Annotated in this window: 19 protein-coding genes; 14 read left to right on the top strand and 5 right to left on the bottom strand. The window is 61.9% G+C overall.

Features of this window, described 5'->3' with window-relative positions:
- The first annotated feature begins 110 nt into the window (after positions 1–110).
- From LMG28727_RS31025 to msrQ, 4 genes are all read left to right on the top strand, one after another.
- Positions 111–2,333, top strand: a complete 2,223-nt coding sequence (locus LMG28727_RS31025; RefSeq protein WP_201646147.1) for a cytochrome c biogenesis protein ResB — start codon at positions 111–113, stop codon at positions 2,331–2,333.
- 4 nt (positions 2,334–2,337) lie between these two features.
- On the top strand, positions 2,338–3,549 hold the full coding sequence (gene ccsB, locus LMG28727_RS31020; protein WP_201646146.1) for a c-type cytochrome biogenesis protein CcsB: 1,212 nt from the start codon (positions 2,338–2,340) through the stop codon (positions 3,547–3,549).
- 199 nt (positions 3,550–3,748) lie between these two features.
- The gene (gene msrP, locus LMG28727_RS31015) at positions 3,749–4,744 is read left to right on the top strand and encodes a protein-methionine-sulfoxide reductase catalytic subunit MsrP (RefSeq protein ID WP_201646145.1); all 996 of its coding nucleotides are present in this window, start codon (positions 3,749–3,751) and stop codon (positions 4,742–4,744) included.
- Between the two features lie 9 nt (positions 4,745–4,753).
- Positions 4,754–5,491 (top strand): protein-methionine-sulfoxide reductase heme-binding subunit MsrQ, encoded by a 738-nt coding sequence (msrQ, locus tag LMG28727_RS31010; RefSeq protein ID WP_201646163.1) that lies wholly within the window; start codon positions 4,754–4,756, stop codon positions 5,489–5,491.
- A 97-nt stretch (positions 5,492–5,588) separates the two neighbouring features.
- On the opposite strand, the gene lysA is transcribed toward msrQ, so the two are convergent.
- Both lysA and lptM read right to left on the bottom strand, forming a co-directional pair.
- On the bottom strand, positions 5,589–6,851 hold the full coding sequence (gene lysA, locus LMG28727_RS31005; protein WP_201646144.1) for a diaminopimelate decarboxylase: 1,263 nt from the start codon (positions 6,849–6,851) through the stop codon (positions 5,589–5,591).
- Positions 6,852–6,860: 9 nt separating this feature from the next.
- Positions 6,861–7,214, bottom strand: coding sequence for an LPS translocon maturation chaperone LptM (gene lptM, locus LMG28727_RS31000; RefSeq protein WP_201646143.1), 354 nt, complete (start codon positions 7,212–7,214; stop codon positions 6,861–6,863).
- Between the two features lie 35 nt (positions 7,215–7,249).
- On the opposite strand from lptM, the gene cyaY reads away from it, so the two are divergent.
- Complete coding sequence (cyaY, locus tag LMG28727_RS30995; protein WP_201646142.1) at positions 7,250–7,570, top strand: iron donor protein CyaY; 321 nt, start codon at positions 7,250–7,252, stop codon at positions 7,568–7,570.
- A gap of 109 nt (positions 7,571–7,679) precedes the next feature.
- Here the strand turns inward: cyaY and LMG28727_RS30990 are convergent, their stop codons facing one another.
- On the bottom strand, positions 7,680–10,076 hold the full coding sequence (locus LMG28727_RS30990; protein WP_201646141.1) for a penicillin-binding protein 1A: 2,397 nt from the start codon (positions 10,074–10,076) through the stop codon (positions 7,680–7,682).
- A gap of 253 nt (positions 10,077–10,329) precedes the next feature.
- On the opposite strand from LMG28727_RS30990, the gene pilM reads away from it, so the two are divergent.
- The 7 genes from pilM (at position 10,330) to LMG28727_RS30955 (ending at position 17,770) form a co-directional block, all read left to right on the top strand.
- Positions 10,330–11,322: a type IV pilus biogenesis protein PilM gene (pilM, locus tag LMG28727_RS30985; RefSeq protein WP_201646140.1), complete on the top strand. Its 993-nt coding sequence runs from the start codon at positions 10,330–10,332 to the stop codon at positions 11,320–11,322.
- 89 nt (positions 11,323–11,411) lie between these two features.
- Positions 11,412–12,077, top strand: coding sequence for a fimbrial assembly protein (locus LMG28727_RS30980; RefSeq protein WP_236592503.1), 666 nt, complete (start codon positions 11,412–11,414; stop codon positions 12,075–12,077).
- Entirely contained in the window at positions 12,074–12,994 is a 921-nt protein-coding gene (locus LMG28727_RS30975) for a hypothetical protein (protein WP_201646139.1), read from the top strand. The genes LMG28727_RS30980 and LMG28727_RS30975 overlap by 4 nt, the downstream gene beginning before the upstream one ends.
- A complete protein-coding gene (gene pilQ, locus LMG28727_RS30970) occupies positions 12,994–14,745 on the top strand; it encodes a type IV pilus secretin PilQ (protein WP_201646138.1) in 1,752 nt (583 codons plus the stop codon). The genes LMG28727_RS30975 and pilQ overlap by 1 nt, the downstream gene beginning before the upstream one ends.
- Positions 14,746–14,853: 108 nt before the next feature.
- A complete protein-coding gene (locus LMG28727_RS30965) occupies positions 14,854–15,405 on the top strand; it encodes a shikimate kinase (protein WP_201646137.1) in 552 nt (183 codons plus the stop codon).
- Positions 15,405–16,490: a 3-dehydroquinate synthase gene (aroB, locus tag LMG28727_RS30960; protein WP_201646136.1), complete on the top strand. Its 1,086-nt coding sequence runs from the start codon at positions 15,405–15,407 to the stop codon at positions 16,488–16,490. The genes LMG28727_RS30965 and aroB overlap by 1 nt, the downstream gene beginning before the upstream one ends.
- 74 nt (positions 16,491–16,564) lie before the next feature.
- Positions 16,565–17,770, top strand: a complete 1,206-nt coding sequence (locus LMG28727_RS30955; RefSeq protein WP_201646135.1) for a deoxyguanosinetriphosphate triphosphohydrolase — start codon at positions 16,565–16,567, stop codon at positions 17,768–17,770.
- A 242-nt stretch (positions 17,771–18,012) separates the two neighbouring features.
- On the opposite strand, the gene LMG28727_RS30950 is transcribed toward LMG28727_RS30955, so the two are convergent.
- Together LMG28727_RS30950 and LMG28727_RS30945 are read right to left on the bottom strand one after the other, a co-directional pair.
- Positions 18,013–18,393, bottom strand: coding sequence for a DUF883 family protein (locus LMG28727_RS30950; RefSeq protein WP_201646134.1), 381 nt, complete (start codon positions 18,391–18,393; stop codon positions 18,013–18,015).
- Positions 18,394–18,738: 345 nt separating this feature from the next.
- Positions 18,739–19,464, bottom strand: a complete 726-nt coding sequence (locus LMG28727_RS30945; protein ID WP_201646161.1) for an OmpW/AlkL family protein — start codon at positions 19,462–19,464, stop codon at positions 18,739–18,741.
- Positions 19,465–19,651: 187 nt separating this feature from the next.
- Here LMG28727_RS30945 and LMG28727_RS30940 point away from each other — a divergent pair, with 187 nt between their 5' ends.
- A complete protein-coding gene (locus LMG28727_RS30940) occupies positions 19,652–20,359 on the top strand; it encodes a transposase (protein WP_042329221.1) in 708 nt (235 codons plus the stop codon).
- Between the two features lie 296 nt (positions 20,360–20,655).
- Positions 20,656–25,359 (top strand): glutamate synthase-related protein, encoded by a 4,704-nt coding sequence (locus LMG28727_RS30935; protein WP_201646133.1) that lies wholly within the window; start codon positions 20,656–20,658, stop codon positions 25,357–25,359.
- Positions 25,360–25,478 lie beyond the last annotated feature (119 nt).

Genomic DNA, 25,478 nt, shown 5'->3' with positions numbered 1-25,478 from the left:
CGCACGCAAGTGCAACCGCCCTCGCAAGGTCGGTACAAAACAAGAAAAGGGTGGAGGCGTCGTATCTGCGACAGCCTTTCACCCTTTTTTGCTGTTCAGTCGGAGTATGAATGAGCGTCACCACGTCGGGTTTGCAGTCGAAGTCGGGCAATCGCATTACGCGCAGCGTCATCGAGGTGATGAGTTCGATGCGCTTTGCAATTGCACTGCTCGTGATCCTGTCGATCGCCAGCATCATCGGCACCGTCCTCACGCAGGACGATCCGTATCCCAACTACGTCAATCAGTTCGGCCCGTTCTGGGCGGACATCTTCCGCTCGCTGAGTTTGTACACGGTGTACAGCTCGTGGTGGTTCATGACGATCCTCGGTTTCCTGATGGTGTCCGTGTCGCTGTGCGTGATCCGCAATGCGCCGAAAATGGTCGCCGACGCGAAGAGCTGGAAAGACAAGGTCCGCGAAAACAGCCTGCGCGCGTTCCATCACAAGGGCGAGTTCGCGGTGAACGGCACGCGGGCGCAGACCTCGGCCGTGCTCGCCAGACTTTCTTCGAAGCTCGGCTACAAGTTCGTCACGCGTGAGTCGGAAGGTGCGACCTTGATCGCTGCGAAGCGCGGCGCGTTGACCAAATTCGGCTACATCTCCGCTCACGTTGCAATCGTCGTGATCTGTCTCGGCGGTCTGCTCGACAGCAATCTGCCGATCAAGCTGCAAATGTGGCTGTTCGACAAGTCGCCGATCCGCGCGAACACGGTCATTAACGACATCACGCCGGACCACCGTCTGTCGCAATCGAACCCCACGTTCCGTGGTTATGCGTGGGTGCCGGAAGGACAGCATGTGTCGACGGCGATCCTGAATCAGCCCGATGGCTCGCTGATCCAGGACCTGCCGTTCTCGATCGAATTGAACAAGTTCATCGTCGATTACTACTCGACCGGCATGCCGAAGCTGTTTGCGAGCGATATCGTCGTGGTCGATCATCAGACGGGCGCGCGCATCCCGGCGCGCGTCGAGGTGAACAAGCCGTTCACTTACGACGGCGTGTCGATCTATCAGTCGAGCTTCCAGGACGGCGGCTCGCAGATGCAGATGACGGCGTACCCAATGACCGGCGCGAGCGCGAACACCGCGCCGTTTGGCGGCACGATCGGCGGCAATGCGCCGTTGAGTACCGCGACGCCGCTTGCCGATGGGCAAACGGTCGAGTTCACCGATTTCCGCGCGATCAACGTCGAAAACATTTCGAATGGCAGCGGCCAGAACGATGCGCGCGGCGTCGCTTCGCATCAAACGTTGAAAGAAGCGTTCGACGAACGCCTCGGCTCCGGCGCCAAAACGTCGAAGCCACTCGATCTGCATAACGTCGGTCCGTCGGTGCAATACAAGGTGCGCGACAAGGACGGCCAGGCGCGCGAGTACAACAACTACATGCTGCCGGTAGACGTGTCGGGCGAAAAGATGTTCCTCGCCGGCATGCGCGTGAATCCGGACGACCCGTTCCGCTACCTGCGCATTCCCGCCGACACCGGCGGCACGGTCAAGGAATGGATGAATCTGCGCGCGACGCTCGAAGATCCTGCCATGCGTGCGACGGCCGCCCATCGCTTCGCGCAGCGCTCGGTGCCCGGTTCGAACCCCGAGTTGCAACAGCATCTGGAAGAAAGCGCGCTGCGCGTGCTGACCCTTTTTGCGGGCGCGGACAATGGCATCAAGATGCCGGACGGACAGCCGGTCGGCGGCTTCCAGGCAATCGCCGGATTTATCGACCATTCGGTGCCGAAGGGCGAGCAGGAAAAGGCCGCCGGGCTGCTGCTGCGCATGCTCGAAGGCGCGACGTGGGACCTGTGGCAACTGTCCCGCGAACACCAGGGTGAGCCCGATACGCAGGCTAACGCGGACGCCAGCCGCTTCGTTCAAAGCTCGATCAACGCGATATCTGACAGCTTTCTGTATGGATCGCCGGTCTATTTACAACTTGACTCATTTAAGCAGGTGCAAGCTTCGGTATTTCAGTTGACGCGCGCACCGGGCAAAAAAGTCGTGTATCTTGGCAGCCTGCTCCTCGTGTTAGGCATCTTCTCGATGTTCTACGTCCGCGAACGGCGCCTGTGGTTCTGGCTCAGAGACACCGAACACGGCACTAATGTCGTGATGGCGATGTCGAGCGCACGCAAAACACTCGACTTCGAAAAAGAGTTCGTGCAAACCCGCGACGCCGTAGGCGCAGCGCTCGGCGCGAAACTCACCGTAGCATCCGACGCCGACAGCGCCCCCATCAAGCCCGGCCAGGCCGGCGCGCCGTCCGCCAGTTCACAAGATTCAACCCGGTAAGATCATGGACTTGACTCAGGTTTCCTCATCCTCTTCTTCCGCATCGCGGCCCGACAAGACGTTCACGGGCGAGACGCTCAACGTCGCGCAGTACGACGACCGGCCGTTCCTGAAACGACTCGGCGTGGTCGACTGGCTGTTCACCGTGGTGATGGTGGCGGGCGCGGGTTTCGCGCTGTCGCGCTATCACCCGTTCATGAATTACTACGACAAGCTGGTGCTGGTGTGCGCGGTGCCGGTGTTCATCACGCTCGGCTGGCGCTGGAAGCCGGTGCGTCCGCTGATGGTGACGATTGCGGCGCTGTCGTTGCTGGCCATCCAGATCTATCACGGCGATCTGAGCCGTGCGGATAACGCCTTCTTCCTCAAGTATTTCCTGTCGAGCCAGTCCGCGATTCTGTGGATGAGCGCGCTCTTCGTATTCGCCACCGTGTTCTACTGGATCGGCCTGCTGTCGCGCTCGCCGACCGGCGCGGCAATCGGCTCGAAGATGACGTGGGCAGCGGTGGTGATGGGCTTTGTCGGCCTGATGGTGCGCTGGTACGAGTCGTACCTGATCGGCGCTGACGTCGGCCATATTCCCATTTCGAACCTGTACGAAGTGTTCGTGCTGTTCAGCCTGATCACCGCGCTGTTCTATCTGTACTACGAGCAGCACTACAACACCCGCGCGCTCGGCGCGTTCGTGCTGCTGGTGATCAGCGCAGCCGTCGGCTTCCTGATGTGGTACTCGGTCGCTCGCGACGCGCAGCAGATCCAGCCGCTGGTTCCGGCGCTGCAAAGCTGGTGGATGAAGATCCACGTGCCGGCGAACTTCATCGGCTATGGCAGTTTCGCGTTGTCGGCGATGGTCGGCGTCGCGTATCTGGCGAAAGAGCGCGGCGTGCTGGCGGACCGCCTGCCCGCGCTCGACGTGCTCGACGACCTGATGTACAAGTCGATCGCCGTCGGCTTTGCGTTCTTCACGATCGCGACGATTCTCGGTGCGCTGTGGGCCGCAGAAGCCTGGGGTGGCTACTGGAGTTGGGATCCGAAGGAAACGTGGGCGCTGATCGTCTGGCTGAACTACGCGGCGTGGCTGCACATGCGTCTGATGAAGGGTCTGCGCGGCGGCGTCGCCGCATGGTGGGCGCTGACCGGGCTGCTGGTCACGACCTTCGCGTTCCTCGGCGTGAACATGTTCCTGTCGGGCTTGCATAGTTACGGCAAGCTGTAAGAACTGCCGCCTTCAGACGTTCTAAAAACCGCCGCGTGTTTTGCACCCGGCGGTTTTTTTATGACTTCCGGAATATTCGCTGCATCCATTGTGTTCGCTGTTCGAGTACAGATGGATGAGCAGGCCGACGACCGCGCCGGCAATCATCAAACTGGCCCCGTAAGATGTGCAGACCGATGGGCCGCCAAGGAGCAGCAGGATGTGGATCAAACGCAGCGACAGAACAAAACTGACCGGCGACGACATCGCGCGTAGCGAAATCACGCCGCAGCGGGTTTTCGAGAACCGGCGGCGCGTGTTGCAGGCGGCTGGCGCGGCTGCGCTCGGTGGCCTGATCGGCACGCATGGCGAGGTGGCGCGAGCGGCGTACACGTCGCCCGATCCAAAGGCAGGCAAGCTGGCCGCAAAGACCAACACGCGCTTCGTCGCGCTCGATCAGGTCACACCGTTCAAGGACATCACCACGTACAACAACTTCTACGAATTCGGTACCGATAAAGCCGATGCTGCGCAGAACGCGGGGACGTTGCGGTCGCATCCGTGGAAGGTGAGCGTCGAGGGTGAGATCAAAAACCCAAAGGTGTATGACATCGACGAATTGTTGAAGCTCGCGCCACTCGAGGAACGCGTGTACCGGTTGCGCTGCGTGGAAGGGTGGTCGATGGTGATTCCATGGATCGGCATACCGTTGTCGGAATTGATCAGGCGCGTGCAGCCGACCGGCAATGCGAAGTACGTGCAGTTCGTCACGCTGGCCGATCCGTCGCAGATGCCCGGTCTATCGACACCTGTGCTCGACTGGCCGTATTCCGAGGGCCTGCGGATGGACGAAGCGATGAATCCGCTGACCCTGCTGACGATGGGACTCTACGGCCAGGTGCTGCCGAATCAGAACGGTGCGCCGGTGCGTGTCGTGGTGCCATGGAAGTACGGCTTCAAGAGCGCGAAGTCGCTGGTGAAGATTCGCTTTCTCGACAAGCAGCCGCCTACCAGCTGGAACACGTATGCATCGAATGAGTATGGCTTTTATTCGAACGTGAATCCGAATGTGGATCATCCGCGCTGGAGTCAGGCGACCGAACGGCGCATCGGCGATGGCTTTTTCACACCGAAGCGCAAGACGCTGATGTTCAACGGCTACGGCGATCAGGTCGCATCGCTCTATCAGGGCATGGACCTGAAGAAGAATTTCTAAGGCGCGATGATGGCTTCCGATACGCAACCCGCTACCGATGCCGAACGTAAAACGCCGCGGAAGCAAACGGCGGGTTTTACCGCTTCTGCGGCACCTGCTTCGGTTTCGTCGCGGGCGCAAGCGCCGAAGCGGCCCGCAGGCGGCGCGCGCTGGATATTGCCGGCGAAAGTGGTGGTGTTCATCGCCGCCTGGTACCCACTCGCGCGCATCGTGCTGTTCGGGATGACCGATCGGCTCGGCGCGAATCCGATCGAGTTCATCACGCGTTCGACCGGCCTCTGGACGCTCGTTTTTCTCTGCATCACGCTGGCCGTGACGCCGTTGCGTCGGCTTACCGGCGTCGCTGCATTCGTCCGTTTTCGCCGGATGCTTGGCCTCTACGCGTTCTTTTACGCGACGCTGCATTTCACCACTTATCTCTGGTTCGACAAGTGGTTCGACGTGGCGGCCATTCTGAAGGACATCGGCAAGCGGCCGTTCATCACCGTCGGCTTTGCCGCGTTCGTGCTGCTGATTGCTCTCGCTGCAACATCGCCGCGGGCAATGGTGCGCAAACTCGGACGGCGCTGGCAGACGCTGCATCGCGCGATCTATCTGATTGGCGTGCTCGCGATCTTGCACTTCTGGTGGATGAAGGCCGGCAAGCACGATCTGTTCTTGCCGAAGATTTATGGCGCGATCATGATCGCGCTGCTGGGTTGGCGGTTGATCGTGTGGCTACGTGGCAGCAGGTTGAAGACGCGTTGAGCGCTCGCTTATCGATCTAACAACCACTGCACGAAAAAAAGGCGATGCCGCATCTGGCATCGCCTTTTTTCAGGTCGCTAAGGCAAGCGCGTAACGTTTACGCCGGCAAAATTGCTTCGCCCGCAAACAGCTGCTGAACCTCTTCACGTGCGCGAACCACGTGTGCCTGTGTACCATCGACCATCACCTCGGCCGCACGCGGACGCGTGTTGTAGTTGGAGCTCATCACGAAGCCGTATGCACCGGCCGAGCGAATTGCCAGCAAGTCGCCGGGTTCGACGGCCAGTAGACGTTCACGACCAAGCCAGTCGCCGCTTTCGCAAACCGGGCCGACTACGTCGTACACGTGCGCCGGCGTGCCACGCTGAACGACGGCCTCGATCGCGTGATACGCCTCGTACATCGCGGGACGCGCGAGGTCGGTCATGGCTGCGTCGACGATCGCGAAGTTCTTTTCCGCACCCGGCTTCAGAAACTCGACACGCGTGAGCAGAATGCCTGCGTTGCCGACCAGTGAGCGGCCTGGCTCGAAATACACTTCGCGATGACCATGGCCACGCGCTTCGATACGATCGAGCACGGTGCGCACGAAGTCGCCAATGTCCGGCGGCGTTTCGTCGTCGTACGTAATGCCCAGACCGCCGCCTACGTCGATATGGTGAATCTTCACGCCGTCCTGCTCGATCTGTTCGACGAGTTCCAGCACCTTGTCGACCGCGTCGAGATAGGGCGCGACTTCGGTGATCTGCGAGCCGATATGGCAGTCGATACCGACCACCTCGAGATTCGCCATCGCCGCGGCTGCACGATATGTGGCGCGCGCATCTTCGAAAGCGACACCGAACTTGTTCGACTTCAGGCCGGTGGAAATATACGGATGCGTTTTCGCGTCGACGTCGGGATTCACGCGCAACGACACGGGCGCTTTTTTGCCCATTTCCGCGGCGACCGCATTCAGCCGGTCCAACTCAGGAATCGACTCGACGTTGAAGCATTTGACGCCCGCCGCGAGCGCGTCGCGCATTTCGCTCGCATGCTTGCCGACGCCTGAAAACACGGTGTTTTCTGCTTTGCCGCCGGCTGCCAGCACACGTGCCAGTTCGCCGCCCGACACGATGTCGAAGCCCGCGCCGAGCCGTGCGAACACGTTCAGCACCGCGAGGTTGCTATTCGCCTTGACGGCCACGTGCACGGTTGCACGACGGCCGGCGCAGGCACCCGCGTATGCATTCCACGCAGCAGTGAGTGCGGCGCGCGAGTAGACGTAGAGCGGCGTGCCGAATTGTTCGGCGAGGGAGACGGCGGACACGCCTTCGGCGTGCAATACGCCGTCGACGTAGTCAAATGCGGATTGAGTCATGCGAAAGTCTTATTGAACGGGGGTGACGCCGGAGGCGGGCAGCGGAGCCGAAGTCCCGGACGCGGCAGATGCAGCGGAAGCGGGCGGCGCAGCAAGTTCGGTTTCCGGCGACAGGGACAGTGCCGTGCCTGATGTATCCGGCACGGTGCCGACTTCGGAGGCGCTGCTGGTGTCCGGCTTCACATCATCTGGCGAAGGTGCCTGCGTGCGGGAGGCCGGCGGAGCAGGTAGCGGTGGAACGTTAGGCAGATAGAGCGCCCCACGTTGCCCGCAGCCGGCAAGTGCACAACCTGCGAGAATGGCCAAACCCGCTACAATCGCGCGGCCGGGCGCCGCCGCGCGCATCCGAGATACGACTCGCATGACTGTCCCTGAATAAATAATCGATGGAGTTTAGCATGTCCGATAGTGATTACCTGACCCGTGCGGAAGCCGCGCTAGCCGCTATCGAGAGCGCGCTCGACGACACCGAAGCCGACATCGAACTCGAGCGCAGCGGCAACGTGTTGACCCTCGAATTCGAGAACCGCACGAAGATCATCGTCAACCTTCAGCCGCCGATGCGCGAGATCTGGATCGCCGCGAAAGCGGGCGGTTTTCACTACCGTTTTATCGACGGTGAATGGCGCGATACGCGCAGCGGCACGGAGTTTTTCTCCGCGTTGTCGGAGTATGCGACGCAGCAGGCCGGTGAGCCGGTACTGTTCAACGCGCCTTAAGCGCGGGCCCAGGCCCACGCGCGACGCTGGAACCGGACGCTGAAAACAGAACCGCCGCGCATTGGGCGCGGCGGTTTTTTTATGGGCAGAACGAGCGCCGACGGTGCCGTCAGTGCCCGCGGAACAGATTCATGATGTCCTGCTTCTCCTGTTCACCGACCTGTTCCGGCGCGGCTGCGGCTGCACTCGCCTGGGCATCCAGCGTTGCCTGACTCACGCCGACCGTCGACACGAAACCGTTCCCCGGTGTGAAGTCGTCGAAATAAAGCTCTGAGCCGATTTCGGTGACGTCGTCGGGGCGAGGCATCTTGTACTCCGGCACGCCTTTGAGCGCGCGTCCCATGTACTCGACCCATACCGGCAGCGCGAGTCCGCCGCCCGTTTCCTTGTCGCCGAGACTGCGCGGGTTGTCGTAGCCGATCCACGCAATGGCCGTGAGCGTGTGCTGATAGCCGGCGAACCACGCGTCGCGTGAATCGTTGGTCGTGCCTGTCTTGCCGCCGAGATCGGTGCGCTTGAGCACGTTGGTCTTGGCGCCCGTACCGCGTTGCGCGACACTTTGCAGCAGACTGTTCATCACGTACGCATTGCGAGGTTCGATCGCGTGCGGTGCATTTTGCGCGGCCACCAGCGGCTGCGCATGCGTGACGACGATGCCGCGCTGATCGGTGACCTCCGCGATCAGATACGGATTGACCCGATAGCCGCCATTGGCAAACACCGAAAACGCGCCCGCCATCTGCAACGGTGTGACGAGACCCGCGCCGAGCGCCATCGGCAGATAAGCGGGGTGACGTTCCGCGTCGAAGCCGAAACGCGTGATGTACTGCTGCGCGTACTTCGTGCCGATCTGGTTCAGAATGCGGATCGACACCAGGTTCTTCGACTTCATCAGCGCGGTACGCATGGTCATCGGACCGTCGAAACCGCCCCCGTAGTTCTTCGGTTCCCACGCCTGACCGCCGGTCTCGGCGGCGCTAAAAAACAGCGGCGCGTCGTTGATGATCGTAGCCGGCCCAAGTCCCTTTTCGAGCGACGCCGAATAAATGAACGGCTTGAAGCTCGACCCCGGCTGACGCCACGCCTGCGTCACGTGATTGAACTTGTTCTTGTTGAAGTCGAAGCCACCCACCAGCGCGCGAATCGCACCGTCCTGCGGCACTACCGAGATAAATGCGCCCTCCACTTGCGGCAATTGTGTGATCGACCAGTCGCCGTCGTCGTTCTTCATCAGCCGCACGATCGCGCCGGGCCGCACGCGCTGATTCGGTTGTGCGCGCGCACTGAGCGCGGATTGTGCATAGCGCAGCCCATCGCCCTGAATCGTCGCGACATTACCGTCGATGAACGTCGCGAGAACCTGCTTCGGACTCGCCGCCGTCACCACCGCGGCGATGATTTCGCCGTTATCCGGATGCTCGAGCAACGCGTCGTCGATAGCCTGTTCGCGATCTTCCGGATCGGACGGCAGATCGATGAACGCCTCCGGTCCGCGATAACCGTGACGACGTTCGTAGTCCATCAGACCTTTGCGCAGCGCGCGGTAAGCGACGTCCTGATCGGCCGAATCGATCGTGGTCACGACGTTCAGGCCGCGCGTGTACGCCTCTTCACGGTATTGCGCGTACATCATCTGCCGCACCATCTCCGCGACGTATTCGGCGTGCACGCTGAACTCCTTGCCCGCGCCTTTGACGACGAGCACCTGGTGGCTCGCCTCGTCGTACTGTTCCTGGGTGATGTAACGCAGTTCGAGCATGCGTTCGAGGATGTACTCCTGACGAATCTTCGCGCGCTTCGGATTGACAACCGGGTTATAAGCCGACGGCGCTTTGGGCAGACCGGCCAGCATGGCCGATTCCGCCAGCGTCAGATCTTTCAGGTCCTTGCCGAAATACACGCGTGCCGCGCTGGCGAAACCATACGCGCGCTGACCGAGGTAGATCTGATTCATGTACACCTCGAGAATCTGATCTTTCGTCAGCTTCGACTCGATCTTGTACGCGAGCAGCATCTCGTAGATCTTGCGCGTATAGGTCTTTTCGCTCGACAGGAAAAAGTTGCGCGCCACCTGCATGGTGATCGTGCTCGCACCCTGCGTAGCGTGGCCATTCGTGAGCGCAACGATGCCGGCTCGCGCAATGCCGGTGAGGTCGACGCCGCCGTGATCGTAAAAGCGTGCGTCTTCGATGGCGAGGATTGCCTTTTTCAGACTGTCGGGCACGTCCTGAATATGAACGATGTCGCGCCGTTCCTCGCCGAATTCGCCGATCAGAACGTGGTCCGCCGTATAGATGCGCAGCGGCACCTTGGGACGGTAATCGGTCAACGCGTCGAGCGAAGGCAGGTTAGGCGTTGCCACGACCAGTGCGTAGCCCACAACCAGTAACACGCACAGAATGCCCGCGACGATCAGACCGAAAAAGCCAATGATGAGCTTGACCCACCAGGGGCGTTTGCGCTTCTGAGGCGCGGGTGGCGGAGACGTAGGAGACGTTGATTGCATATGTGCACCAAAAAACAGTCCCGCGATTATAGCCGCCTGGCCTGTTGGCTTTCGTCTTGCTTACGGATGGTTCCTGGCAAGTCTGCGCGCCGCGCAGGAATGACTTCACTGTAGACGCTTTGATAGCGTGCGGGGCGTGCGTTATGCAACGTTGGCCGTTTGGCTGAGTGTCGCGCAACGGCGCTGGTCCGCACAATTCTCCCTCGTTACTCGCGTTCGAATAGTTCGTCGCGTGAGTCAGAGGGAGGGCGGAATGACGTTCAACAGTTCGTGGCTTCAGGCGGTGAAATCAGGTTGGCAGCGTTTCGGCGCAGGCATTGATATTGGCTCGCAAGCGGTGCGTCTGGTCGTGGTGAGTCAGCGTTCGCGCGCGCGTGGCGCGCTGCATCTCGAGTACCTTTGCACCGTACCGCTGGCCCCCGGTGTGATGGCCGGCAGCGAGATTGCGGACCGGCACGCCATAGCGCGTGCATTGCGCGATGCGTTCGCCGGTTTGCCGCGTGCATGTGCGACGCACGCGTTGCAATGCGCGATGGCGATGCCCGCATCGGCTACGTTGACCAGCATCGTGCCGCTTGCGCGGCTCGCCGCGCAAAGCCATTGCGTCGGCGACGGCGGCCTTGCGCTGGCCGGACTCGAACCCGCCGTGATGAGCGAAGCGGAGCGCATGGCCGGGCTTGAGCGGCACGCGCTTGCGGTCGACTGGTTTGTCGATGAAAACCACTTGCCGATTCGCTCCGTGACGATCGCGGCCACCGCGCGTCAGCATCTCGAAGCGCGAATGGAATGCGCTGCCATTGCGGGTATTTCGCTGACTGCTGTCGACGGTGAACCGCACGCGGCGCTGCGCGCCATGCGGTATGCGGCGAGTCGCGAACTGGATCCGCACGAGCCCTACGTCGCGTTGTGGATCGGCACGGACGGCGTGTACGGGTGGCGCATTGTCGACGATAGCATTGCCGGTGAAATGCGTTATCCGGCGCCCGAACATACCGATCTCGCGGATGCGTTGCGTGATCTGGTTCACGGCCCTGTGCTCGACTGTGCACTGGTGAGCGGCGAAATTGGTCTGCTCGACGGGGTCGGTTTTTCTCTTGCGGATCTCGCCGACGTATTGGGCTGCACGACGCTGCCGTTCGAGTGCGCCGCGCTCGGCAGTCGCGCCCGGCAACCCGGCGACCCTCTGTTATACGAACCAGCTGGCGCGGTTGCGTTTGGGCTTGCATTGCGTGGGGTGCTCGAATGACGCGCGGCTTTTTGCTGTCACACCGGCTGCGCCATTCGCTTCCGTTTTCGCGCTTGCTGAGTTCGAAAACATCTCCGCCAACCCGCAAGATGCCGTTCGCAAAACCGTGGCTCGGTGGCTTCAATCTGCTGCCTTACCGGCAACGCAATGCACGACTGGCGCGGCGGCGCTGTCTGCGCGAATGGCTTGCTGCGGCATTGGCCGGCGCTGCCGCGGTCCTCGGTCTGGCCGCGTGGCAGGCGTTCGAGAAAACGCGGATCGACACGGAGCGTACGTCGATTGAACGGTCCCTCACACAGATGGCTGTGCCGCTCGCCGAACACGCGAAATTGACTCGTGCGCAAGACCAGCAGCGCAAAGACATGGCGCGTGCCGTGAGCTTGTCCGAGCCGCTGACCCATTTGCGCGATCTGCTCGATGCGCTGAGTTTCGAACCTGGCGACGGCGTGGTGCTACGGCAGTTGCGCCAGCGCGAGCACGACACCGAGTTGCTGGCGACTTCGCGTGGACATCTCGCTTCGGCTGAGTGGCTCAAGCGTCTGAGCGCGATTCGCGGCGTGAAGGGGGCCGAGATGAGCGACCTGCATCGCCCCGTGTCACGCGGCCACGCGTCTGCGGATGAAAGCGTGAGCGGTCCGATTGAGTTTGGCGCGCGCCTGCGCTGGGACGACCCTGTGCCGAAAGCGGCTCATGCGGTGGGATCGGCAGCAGCAGCGCGTCCTCTGAAGTCAGAACTATCCGGAGGTCCACGATGAGCACGATTTTTGTCGAATCCGGCGGCGCGCCTGGCGCCGCATTTTCTCTTTCGTATTTATTGACGCAGGCGCGTTTGCCGCTCGATGCATGGAGCCGGCGTCGTCGCTGGCTCGCAATGCTGCTGATTGCTGCGCTGGTGTTTGGGGTGGGCGCGTATGGCTGGATCGTCGCCGACTTCAGTGGCGTCGAGGCGAGCCGTGCGGCGTTGGCGGCCAGCACGCAACGTCTCGCGGACGCATCGCGTTCGCTTGCGCAATTGCCTGGCTTGCGTCGTAGCGCAACTTCCGCCCCGGCTGTGTCTTCTCTCGCATCGTGGGGTTCAGCGGACGACGTGCGCATCGTCTCCGAACTGGCCGCGCAAAATAGCGTGGCGTTGCTGGCGGTGGAACCGGGGGCTGCGAGCGGCGCCGCCACTGAGAGCGGGCGTCTGTTGCGCCTGACTGCCCGCGCCGACTTCGTGCATCTGATGGCGTTTTTGCGCGGGCTGTCGGACTTGCCGTTGCTGATGGTTCCCGTCGACGTCACCGTTAAACAGGATGCCGCTGCGCTGTCGGTGAACGCGACCTGGCGGTTGTTCAGCGCGTTGCGGCCGGCTCCATTGACCACCCCGGCGGACGCGTTCGACGACGCCAGCCTCGATCCGGACGATGACGAAGACGTCGTGTTCTTCGATCCGTTTTCGCGTCCGCAGATGCACGCCGGTGACGATCTTGCCGATGATGCGTCGCTACGTCTGGTTGGCTTGCTGCGTGATTTGAAGCGCGGACTGGCGTTGCTCGATACGCCGGATGGGTCCACGACCGTGATGTCGGGGCAGCAGGTGGGCGCTGAGCGCGTCACGAAGATCGATGCGGATGGCGTGACGCTCGCCAACGGCGTCACGACGCGCACGCTGGCGCTGACGGAGGCGTCCTGATGAGCCCGGTTAAGCCCCGTCTTGCCGTGCCATCGTATTGCGGCGCTGGTTTTCCTCGGCACCTGTGCGCTTCGCGCGGCGCCCGGTTATATGTTGGCCTGTGCATCAGTGCAGCACTAGGCGGCGGTATTGCGCATGCGTCGATCGCACCGCTGCCGCCATTGCCGGCCTTCATGCCGGTGGACGACTTTGCTGCTCCGTCCGCCGATGCCGCCTACGGTGATGAATCGGCAACCCGGCCACGCGCTGTCGCCATCGCAGTACCCAATCCGTTCCGCGACGATTCAGCGGATGAGGCCAGTTCCGCGGCTGACCCCGGCGCTTCGGCAACCGGCACCGCGTCATCTAACCGTGCGTCAGCTGATTCCGGCACCTTTGCCGACGCCGCCGAAGGCTCGGTCCCGCTGAAAAGGCAATCATCCGACCAGGCTCGCGATGACACCGCGAGCGCCTCCGCGCTCGAAGGGCCGCCTGTGCCATTGCCGCCACCCGAGCGCCTGAGCGGAGCGCCAAAGACACTCGCCGATACCCGGCTTGCCGGCGACAATAAGCCGATCTCGCTGAACTTCCAGCGAGCCGAACTGGGCGCCGTGCTCAAGGCGTTCGCCGAGTTCACGGGGTTGAACATCGTTGCAAGCGAGCGAGTGCGCGGCTCGGTCTCGTTGCGGCTCGACAAGGTGCCATGGCGCAGAGCGTTCGACACCCTGCTCGACGTCAATAATCTTGCAATGGAGCGTCACGGCGATGTGATCTGGGTGACGTCACAGTCGGAGCTGGCCGCGCGCGAGCGGCAACGTTTCGAAGCCCACGCCCGTGCCGCCGATCTTGAACCGCTGGCAAGCCGCACGTTCGAGCTGCACTACGCGCATGCCGAGGATGTGCGGCGTCTGCTGACCGGCTCCGGCACCCAGCGCGTGCTGTCCAAAAGGGGCGCCGTGACGGCCGATCCGCGTACCAATCTGCTGTTCATCACCGATCTCGAAGGGCGGCTCGCGCAAATCGCCGCGCTGGTCGCCGCCGTCGACCGGCCAACCCGTCAGGTGCTGATCGAAGCGCATATTGTCGAAGGCGAGCATGGCTTTTCGCGCAACCTCGGCGTGAAGCTGTCGGTGGCGGCCACGAACGCCGAGGGCACGGCAAAAGGGCTCAACGGCAACGCGGACGGTACCGTTTACGATTTATCGGCGCGGCCGATTTCGGGCTTCGATGCCGCCACCGCAGGATTGACGCTATTTGCTGCCGGGGCGACGCGGTTGCTGAACATCGAGCTGAGCGCGCTCGAAGCCGAGGGGCGCGGGGAAATCGTGTCGAGCCCGCGTGTCGTCACTGCGGACCGGATGAAGGCGGTGGTCGAACAGGGCACCGAACTGCCATATCAGGCGAAGGTGGGACAGGGTGTGTCCGGCGTGCAGTTTCGCCGGGCTACGCTCAAACTGGAGGTCGAGCCGCAGATCATGCCCGACGGCCGGGTCGTACTCGACCTCGACGTCGCCAAAGACAGCGTCGGCGAACAGACCGACGCCGGGCCTGCGATCAACACCAAACATGTGCAAACGCGCGTGGAAGTCGAGGATGGTGGTACGGTGTCGATCGGCGGAATTTACGCGACCGATGACCGGGATGATGTGACGCGGGTGCCGCTCCTGGGCAAAATACCGGTTTTGGGCGCGCTTTTTCGCCATCGGGCGCATCGCGACCAGCGCAGTGAACTGGCAATTTTCATCACGCCGCGCGTCGTTCAGACAAATTAGGGGGCAGGGTGCTGTCGCTCGCCAGCGGCGGCGCTCAGGCTCGACAAGGCAGCCGCTTTGCCAGTAAGCTGCGGCACGAACCCATACCGGATTAGCCAGAGGACACCGTTGCAAGCGCGGGACGCACACGCCAATGTAATTTTCGTAGGGCTCATGGGGGCAGGAAAAACCACCGTGGGCCGGGCCATTGCGCGCCGTCTCGATCGCCCGTTCTTCGATTCCGACCATGAAATCGAGGTGCGTACGGGGGCGCGCATTCCTGTGATCTTCGAGCTGGAGGGCGAGGCGGGCTTTCGCGAGCGCGAGGCAAGCGTGATTTCCGAGCTCACCGGGCGCGAAAATATCGTGCTGGCGACCGGCGGCGGCGCGGTATTGCGGCCGGAAAACCGTGAAGCGCTGCAGAATAACGGGGTGGTGATCTATCTGCGCGCCAATCCTCACGATCTGTGGCTGCGCACCCGGCGCGACAAGAACCGGCCGCTTCTGCAGACCGAAGATCCCAAAGGACGCCTCGAAGCGCTCTATGAAGTGCGCGACCCGCTCTACCGGGAATGCGCGCATTTCGTGATTGAAACCGGCCGGCCTTCGGTCAACGGACTCGTCAATATGGTTCTGATGCAGCTCGAGATGGCCGGCGTTGCCAAACATCCTGCTTCATAATGGACCGTATGATTACCGTCAACGTCGAACTGGGCGAGCGCGCCTATCCCATCCATATCGGTGCCGATCTGATCGGTCAGACGGCGTTGTTCGCGCCGCATATCGCCGGTAACTCGGTCACCATCGTCACCAACACCACCGTCGACCCGCTCTACGGCGACAAGCTGCGCGCCGCGCTGGCGCCGCTCGGCAAACAGGTGTCGACGGTCGTCCTGCCGGACGGCGAGGCGAACAAGAACCTCGAAACCCTGAATCTGATTTTCGACGCGCTGCTCGGTTCGCGCGCCGATCGCAAGACCACGCTGATCGCATTGGGCGGCGGCGTGATCGGCGATATGACCGGTTTCGCGGCTGCGTGTTACATGCGCGGCGTGCCGTTCATTCAGGTGCCGACTACGTTGCTGTCGCAGGTGGATTCGTCGGTGGGCGGCAAGACGGGTATCAATCATCCGCTTGGCAAGAACATGATCGGCGCGTTCTACCAGCCGCAAGCCGTGATCGCCGACATCGGCGCGCTGCGCACGCTGCCCGGGCGTGAACTGGCGGCGGGCGTCGCCGAGGTCATCAAGACCGGCGCGATTGCCGATGCCGGCTTCTTCAGCTGGATCGAAGCCAATATCGAGGCATTGAACCGCTGCGAACCGGGCGCGCTGACCGAGGCGGTCAAGCGGTCGTGCGAGATCAAGGCGTCGGTGGTAGCGCAGGACGAACGCGAAGGCGGTCTGCGCGCCATCCTCAATTTCGGCCACACGTTCGGCCACGCGATTGAAGCAGGTTTAGGCTACGGCGAGTGGTTGCACGGCGAGGCGGTCGGCTGCGGAATGGTGATGGCTGCGGATTTGTCCGTGCGCATGGGCTATCTCGAGTCTGCGCAGCGCAAGCGTCTGGTCGACGTCATCGTCGCCGCGCATTTGCCGACCAAGGCGCCCGCGCTCGGCGAAGCGCGTTATGTCGAACTCATGCAGATCGACAAGAAGGCAGAAGCCGGCGCAATCAAATTCATTCTGCTGAAGCGTTTCGGTGAGACGCTGATCACCCAGGCGCCCGACGCCGAAGTGCAAGCCACGCTGGCCGCCGCTATCTAGAGACATCGGAGCATTTCAGCGAAGGCATCATGCACCTCGCCTCATCAGGCGCCCCCCATGTTTCGGAGAATCCGGTGACTGACAGGCGCAGCGACGAAGTAAAGCATGACCCCGCGACACGCACGGCGGCGATCGCCGTGCCAACGCAGGAAGCACTCGAAGCGCATCTCGCGCCGTACGCCGCGCATTCCGCCCAGTCGCGCGGTCGCCGCTATTCCGAATCCGCGCCTGGCGCTCGAACGGAGTTTCAGCGCGATCGCGACCGCATCGTCCACTCCACGGCGTTCCGTCGACTCGAGTACAAAACCCAGGTCTTCGTGAATCACGAGGGCGACCTGTTTCGCACCCGTCTCACACACAGCCTCGAAGTTGCGCAGATCGCGCGTTCGGTGGCGCGGAATCTGCGCGTCAACGAGGACCTCGTCGAAGCCATTTCTCTGGCTCACGATCTCGGCCACACGCCGTTCGGCCATGCCGGCCAGGACGCGCTGAACGAGTGCATGCGCGAACATGGCGGCTTCGAGCACAATCTGCAAAGCCTCGCGGTCGTCGACGATCTGGAAGAGCACTACGGGGCGTTTAACGGCCTAAATCTATGCTTTGAGACCCGTGAGGGCATTCTCAAACATTGTTCACGTGAAAATGCGCGGCGGCTCGGTGCGTTGGGTGAGCGCTTTCTCGAAGGACGGCAGCCGTCCATCGAAGCGCAAATAGCCAATGTCGCCGACGAGATCGCCTACAACAATCACGATGTGGATGACGGTTTGCGCTCCGGCTTGCTCACCGTGGAGCAACTTGCCGAAGTGGAGTTGTGGCAGGCGCACTACGAAACGGCACGCAGCGACTATCCGCAGATTGAAGGGCGACGGCTGATCCACGAAACGGTGCGTCGAATCATCAACGCGCTTATCGTCGACCTGATCGAAACGACCCAGTCGAATCTTGCGACGTACGCGCCTCAATCAGTCGACGCGGTGCGCGCCGCGCCTGCGCTCGTCGCGCACAGTGAAGTGATGGCCGCGCAGGCGGCCACACTCAAACGTTTCCTGTTCAAGAACCTTTATCGCCACTATCGTGTGATGCGCATGGCCAATAAGGCGCGCCGCGTCGTGGTCGGGTTGTTCGACGCGTTCACGGAAGACTCGCGGCTGTTGCCGCCGAGCTATCAATCAGCGGACGCGGCACTTCAACCGCGCCTGATCGCCCATTACATCGCGGGCATGACGGATCGGTACGCGGTCAAGGAATACCAGCGGCTGTTCGTGATCGAGGACAACTAGGTGGCGCGCAGGTAACTCGCGTTTCACCAACCGCGGCGGCAGAATGCGCAAACGCGGTGTGCGCCGCCGGCCTGCAACATACGCAGCCCAACGCGCTCACAAGTCGGTGAAGCTTTTCCGGTGTGGCGACGCCGCCGCCGTAGGGGCGGCGCGGCACTCTGAATGCTACTGGCTCTGCGATCGACGCGTGACCGGCGCTTGCTCAGCAAGCGTCAGCGCCAATCTGCATGTCAGCCGTCACTTCAGCGCAGCCGTGACGCAAACAGCGCCCCTGCAATTAGCGCGACCCCGCCGACGATCGCAATCGTCTGCCACGGATTTTCATGCACGTAATCGTCGGCATCCGACATCGCGACTTCCGCGCGCTCGCGCACGGCTTCGCGGGTATCGTTCAGGCGGGCTCGTGCGGTTTCCAGTTGTTTGCGCAACTTGCCGCGCAAAGCCACCGCGTCGGCCTGGGTGCCGTCTGCCAGTGTGGACTCGAGTTCGGACATCAGCGTGCGCAGTTCGCCTGCAATATCTTCGGCCGCATGGCGGCTATGGCGGGCAATGCGTCGCGCGCGGCGGCTCGTGCTCGTCCAGGATTCGCCGAGGGCGTCTCTCGTATTCGGAAGTGCTGTCATGGTCGCTCCGTCGATGAGGATGAAAAAGATTCCACGCGTTTCATGATGACGCAGTATCGCGTCGTATCGCGGGAAACACCATGCGAACGCAACTTCGGTGCCAAAGCTGCAACGCCTTTGAGAGCGTGACAAAGGCGTAATTTCGTCAGCAGATATTGCACGGGGCGGCATGCGTGCGGGTCAAATTTACAAACGTTCGGGGCCTGCGGGCTGCATCTCATGAAATTGGTGCACGCCGTGGGCGCGCAAAATAAAAAACGCCGTCATTGGCTTAATGACGGCGTTGTCCAACTCGCGAAAATTCGACTAACCTAACTCAACGGCCCCTAATTTTTTCCCGAAGCGTTAGAAACGGTAACCGATGTTGACGTAGCTAACGATCGGGTTCAGCTTGATCTTGGTTTGCGAGGTCGCAGTCAGTACGCCGACCGGTGTGGTCGCCGCAGTGGTCAGCTTGGCGGTGGTACTGAGCGGCAGATAGGAGATCGAGAGGCCAGCGAACCAGTGCTTGGCGAACGCGTAGGTGAAACCGGCATTAAACACGGGTTCCCACGAACTATCCGTGGAGACGCTGGTCGGACCATGCAGAACGTTGGCCAGGAAAGCGTTGTTGGTGATCTTTTCGTCTGTGAACCAGATGCGGCTCACACCGAGGCCGAGATATGGTCGGAACGCGGCGGTCGGTTCGTTGAAGTAGTACTTGAACAGCAGAGTCGGGCTCCACTGTTTTGCCGAACCCAGTGTGCCGAATGGTTCGAAGCTACCCGTGCCTTGCAGATCGAACTTGGGCGGGACGCCTAAGACAAATTCAGTGGCGATGTGGTCGGTGACGAAGTAGCCGGCGGTGAAGCCGATGGTATCGGCTGAATCGAGCGATGCGCCGGTGTTGGGTTCGGTGATGTTAGTCGGGCTTCCGCCAAGGCTTGTGATCGTCAGCGGCTTGCTGCTCGATTGAGGTGCCAGGTGGAACCAGCCCGTCGTGAAGTAAAGGGTACCGGCCGATTGCGCATGCGCTGCTGTTGACATGCAAGCTAACGCTGCGATCCCCGTTACGGCCTGTTTTAATTTCATATGTGCTCCTCCAAAAAAGGCCCGCTCATTATGACGAGAACGTTTGAAACTAACCATACGCGGCGGTTAGAGCTTTCTCCCTAAGCGCCGCGCGCTTTCTGGCCTGGCCGCGCCGCGTCGAACCTCCGGCGCATGCGGCTCTTCGGACCTTCGGGTATGTACCAACGCGACTATCGGATAATCCAGCATGGCACGGCTTGCACGTCTTTATGTCCCTGACCAGCCGCAGCACGTCATCCTTCGCGGGCTCGATCAGCAGCCCGCATTCGTCGACGACCAGGACTACGAACTCTTCATCGACTGCCTGAAGGCGGCTTCGCGCGACCATCACCTGTCCATCCACGCATACGCGTTGATGCCCGGCGCCGTGCAACTGCTCGTCACGCCCACCGAGGAATCGAGCCTGCCTAAAGCAATGCAGGCGGTAGGGCGTCGCTACGTCGCGCACTTCAACCGGCGTTACGCGCGTCGCGGAACGTTGTGGGAGGGGCGCTATCGTGCCACGGTCATTGAGGGAGAGCGATACTTTCTGCTGGCGAGCCGCGTCGTCGAAATGTGTCCGGTGCGTGCGCAACTGGTGAGCGCGCCAGAGGATTACCGGTGGTCCAGCTACCGGCATCACATCGGCCTGACGCTCGACAGCCTGATTACCGATCACCCGCTGTACTGGTCGCTTGGCAATACGCCGTTCGAACGTCAGCGCGCGTATCGCGAGTTGTGTGAGCAGCCGCTCGACGAACGCGAAGCCAGTCAACTTCAGCAGGCCACGTTAAAAGGTTGGGTTCTGGGCAGCGACACCTACCGCGAATGGGCCGCGCGGGCCGCAAATCGGCGCGTATCGCCGCTGCCGCGAGGCCGGCCGCGCAAGGTCCGCGAGACGCCTCATACCCAATAAAGCGTTTTGCATCAAAGGGCTGTATGAAAACGGCATCGCGCATGCCGTTTTCTTTTGCCCCATTTTGATGTGGCACCATTAAAAATTAAGTGCGATGCACCAATTTGATAATTGGGGTTCAATCATACGGTTTTATTTGCTATTCCATTGATTCGTCGCGTATATTTCGAATTCCGGCGCTTTTTTGATACGCGTAGCATCCCCCGCGTAGGTAGCGCCGTCGCAGTTGCTTCGCAAACTGCGGCAATAGAAAAATGGTTTAACGGCCTGTCAGGCCCCCTACAGACGGTGTCCCCATGAACGACCACCTGCAACCGACTCATCCGGTTCCCGCCGCGCAAGGTCTGTACGACCCGCAAAACGAGCATGACGCCTGCGGCGTCGGCTTCGTTGCCCACATCAAGGGCCACAAAAGCCACGAGATCATCGAGCAGGGTCTGAAGATTCTCGAGAATCTCGACCACCGGGGCGCTGTCGGCGCCGATCCGCTGATGGGCGACGGCGCGGGCATCCTGATCCAGATCCCGGACGGCTTCTATCGCGAGGAAATGGCCAAGCAGGGCGTGACTTTGCCGCCGTACGGCGAGTACGGCGTCGGTATGGTGTTCCTGCCGAAGGAACACGCATCGCGCCTCGCCTGCGAACAGGAACTGGAACGTACGGTGAAGGCCGAAGGCCAGGTCGTGCTGGGCTGGCGCGACGTGCCGGTCGACCACACCATGCCGATTTCGCCGACCGTGAAGGCGAGCGAGCCGCTGATCCGTCAGATCTTCATCGGCCGCGGCAAGGACATCATCGTGACGGACGCGCTCGAGCGGAAGCTGTACGTGATCCGCAAGACCGCGAGCCACCGCATCCAGGCGCTCAAGCTCAAGCACGGCAAGGAATACTTCGTGCCGTCCATGTCGGCGCGCACGGTGGTCTACAAGGGCCTGCTGCTGGCCGGTCAGGTCGGCGTGTACTACCGCGACCTGCAGGACGAGCGCACCGTCTCGGCGCTGGCGCTGGTGCACCAACGCTTCTCGACCAACACGTTCCCGGCATGGGAACTGGCTCACCCGTACCGGATGATCGCCCACAACGGCGAAATCAACACGGTCAAGGGCAACGTCAACTGGCTGAACGCCCGTACCGGCGCAATCGCGTCGCACGTGCTCGGCGACGACCTGCCGAAGCTGTGGCCGCTGATCTACCCGGGCCAATCCGACACCGCGTCGTTCGACAACTGCCTCGAACTGCTGGTGATGGCCGGCTACCCGCTCGTCCACGCGATGATGATGATGATCCCGGAAGCCTGGGAACAGCACACGCTGATGGACGACAACCGCCGCGCGTTCTACGAATACCACGCCGCGATGATGGAGCCGTGGGACGGCCCCGCCGCGATCGCGTTCACCGACGGCCGTCAGATCGGCGCGACGCTCGACCGTAACGGTCTGCGTCCGGCGCGCTACATCGTCACGGACGACGACCTCGTCATCATGGCGTCGGAAGCGGGCACGTTGCTGATCCCCGAGTCGAAGATCGTCAAGAAGTGGCGTCTGCAGCCGGGCAAGATGTTCCTGATCGACATGGAGCACGGCCGCATCATCGACGACAAGGAACTGAAGGACAACCTCGCGAACGCGAAGCCGTACAAGAGCTGGATCGACGCGGTCCGGATCAAGCTCGACGAGATCGAGCCGAAGGCCGAAGACGTCGTGACGGAACGCCGCGAAGCCGCTGCTTTGCTGGATCGCCAGCAGGCATTCGGTTACACGCAGGAAGACCTCAAGTTCCTGATGGCGCCGATGGCGCAAGCCGGTGAAGAAGCGGTCGGCTCGATGGGCAACGACTCGCCGCTGGCGGTCATGTCCAACAAGAACAAGACGCTGTATCACTACTTCAAGCAGTTGTTCGCGCAAGTCACGAACCCGCCGATCGACCCGATCCGTGAAAACATGGTGATGTCGCTGGTGTCGTTCGTCGGTCCGAAGCCGAACCTGCTGGACACGAACAACATCAACCCGCCGATGCGTCTCGAAGTGTCGCAGCCCGTGCTCGACTTCAAGGACATCGCGAAGATCCGCGCGATCGATCAGTACACGGGCGGCAAGTTCAGCTCGTACGAACTGAACATCTGCTATCCGGTGGCCTGGGGCAAGGAAGGTATCGAAGCGCGTCTCGCGTCGCTGTGCGCGGAAGCGGTCGATGCCGTCAAGTCCGGCTACAACATGCTGATCGTGTCGGACCGCAAGACCGACCGCGACAACGTCGCGATCCCGGCGCTGCTGGCTACCGCCGCAATCCACACGCACCTGGTGCAGCAAGGTCTGCGCACGAGCACGGGTCTGGTCGTCGAAACCGGCTCGGCGCGTGAAACGCACCACTTCGCGTTGCTCGCGGGCTACGGCGCTGAAGCCGTTCACCCGTACCTCGCGATGGAAACGCTCGGCCAGCTCGCAGGCGGTCTGAAGGGCGACCTGTCGGCAGAAAAGGCGGTCTATAACTTCACGAAGGCAGTCGGCAAGGGCCTGATGAAGGTCATGTCGAAGATGGGCATTTCGACCTACATGTCGTACACCGGCGCGCAGATTTTCGAAGCAGTCGGCCTGGCTGAAGACCTCGTGATGAAGTACTTCCGGGGCACGTCGTCGAAGGTCGGCGGTATCGGCCTGTTCGACGTCGCGGAAGAAGCGATCCGTCTGCACCGCGACGCGTTCGGCGACAACCCGATCCTCGCGAACATGCTCGACGCGGGCGGTGAGTACGCGTACCGCGTGCGCGGCGAAGAACACATGTGGACGCCGGATGCGATCGCCAAGCTGCAACACTCGGCACGCAGCAACTCGTATCAGACGTACAAGGAATACGCGCATCTGATCAACGATCAGACCAAGCGCCACATGACGTTCCGCGGCCTGTTCGAATTCAAGTTCGACCCGACCAAGGCGATCCCGCTCGACGAAGTCGAATCGGCGAAGGACATCGTCAAGCGTTTCGCGACCGGCGCGATGTCGATGGGTTCGATCAGCACCGAAGCGCACGCCACGCTGGCGGTCGCGATGAACCGCATCGGCGGCAAGTCGAACACCGGTGAGGGTGGCGAAGACGCGAACCGTTATCGCAACGAACTGCGCGGCATTCCGATCAAGAACGGCGACACGATGAAGTCGATCATCGGCGACGAAGTGGTCGCGGACATTCCGCTGAAGGCAGGCGACTCGCTGCGTTCGCGCATCAAGCAGGTGGCGTCGGGCCGGTTCGGCGTGACGGCGGAATACCTCGCGTCGGCCGATCAGATCCAGATCAAGATGGCGCAGGGAGCAAAGCCGGGCGAAGGCGGTCAGTTGCCGGGCCACAAGGTGTCTGAGTACATCGGCAAGCTGCGCTGCTCGGTGCCGGGCGTTGGCCTGATTTCGCCGCCGCCGCACCACGACATCTACTCGATCGAAGATCTGGCGCAACTGATCCACGATCTGAAGAACGTCAACGAGTCGTCGAGCATCTCGGTGAAGCTGGTGTCGGAATCGGGCGTCGGTACGGTTGCAGCCGGTGTGGCGAAGGCGAAGGCCGACCACGTGGTGATCGCCGGTCATGACGGTGGCACGGGTGCGTCGCCGCTGTCGTCGGTCAAGCATGCCGGTACGCCGTGGGAACTGGGTCTCGCCGAAACGCAGCAAACGCTGGTGCTGAACCAGTTGCGCGGCCGTATCCGCGTGCAGGCCGACGGTCAGATGAAGACCGGCCGCGACATCGTGATCGGCGCGCTGCTCGGCGCGGACGAGTTCGGTTTCGCGACGGCTCCGCTCGTCGTCGAAGGCTGCATCATGATGCGCAAGTGCCATCTGAACACCTGCCCGGTCGGCGTTGCGACGCAAGATCCGGTGCTGCGTGCGAAGTTCCAGGGCCAGCCGGAACACGTCGTCAACTTCTTCTTCTTCGTTGCGGAAGAAGCGCGCGAAATCATGGCGCAACTGGGTATCCGCAAGTTCGACGACCTGATCGGTCACGCCGAACTGCTCGACATGAAGAAGGGTATCGAGCACTGGAAGGCGAAGGGTCTGGACTTCTCGCGTGTGTTCTACCTGCCGCAAGTCGGTGCGGAAGTGGCACGCAAGCACGTCGACGTGCAGGACCACGGTCTGGACAAGGCACTCGACCACACGCTGATCGAGAAGGCAAAGGCCGCGCTGGACAAGGGCGAACACGTGTCGTTCATCCAGCCGGTGCGCAACGTGAACCGTACGGTCGGCGCGATGCTGTCCGGCGTGATCGCGAAGAAGTACGGCCACGACGGCCTGCCTGACGACTCGATCCACATCCAGTTGAAGGGCACCGCAGGTCAGAGCTTCGGCGCGTTCCTCGCGAAGGGTGTCACGCTGGATCTGGTCGGCGACGGTAACGACTACGTGGGCAAGGGCCTGTCGGGTGGCCGCATCATCATCCGTCCGACCAACGATTTCCGCGGCAAGTCGGAAGAGAACATCATCTGCGGCAACACGGTGATGTACGGCGCGATCGAAGGCGAGTCATTCTTCCGCGGCGTCGCGGGCGAGCGTTTCTGCGTGCGTAACTCGGGCGCGACGTCGGTTGTCGAAGGTACGGGCGACCACGGCTGCGAATACATGACGGGCGGCACGGTGGTCGTGCTCGGCGAAACGGGCCGTAACTTCGCGGCCGGCATGTCGGGCGGCGTCGCCTATGTGTTCGATCCGGACAGCACGTTCGCAAGCAAGTGCAACAAGTCGATGGTTGCGCTCGACCCGGTCTTGCAACAGGCCGAACAGGAACGCACGGTCGACAAGGGCCTGTGGCATTGCGAGACGACTGACGAAGCGTTGCTGAAGGGCCTCATCGAGCGTCACTTCCAGTTCACCGGTTCGCCGCGTGCGAAAGCATTGCTCGAAAACTGGGATGCATCGCGCCGTCAATTCGTGAAGGTGTTCCCGACCGAATACAAGCGCGCATTGGGCGAGATGGCAGCGAAGAAGGCGAACAAGGAAGTTCTCGCCGCTTAAGCCAGCCCAGACTGCCGCTCAAGATGCTTTGCATGGAACGGGAGTAAGCGCGAAGCGCTAACTCCTCGCCGACAGCAGACGTCACATTTAGCCGTACCCGCCGCCTCTCGATCATTCGA

Source organism: Paraburkholderia metrosideri (assembly GCF_904848625.1).
Classification (GTDB): domain Bacteria; phylum Pseudomonadota; class Gammaproteobacteria; order Burkholderiales; family Burkholderiaceae; genus Paraburkholderia; species Paraburkholderia metrosideri.
This window is presented reverse-complemented; position numbering and strand designations above follow the sequence as displayed.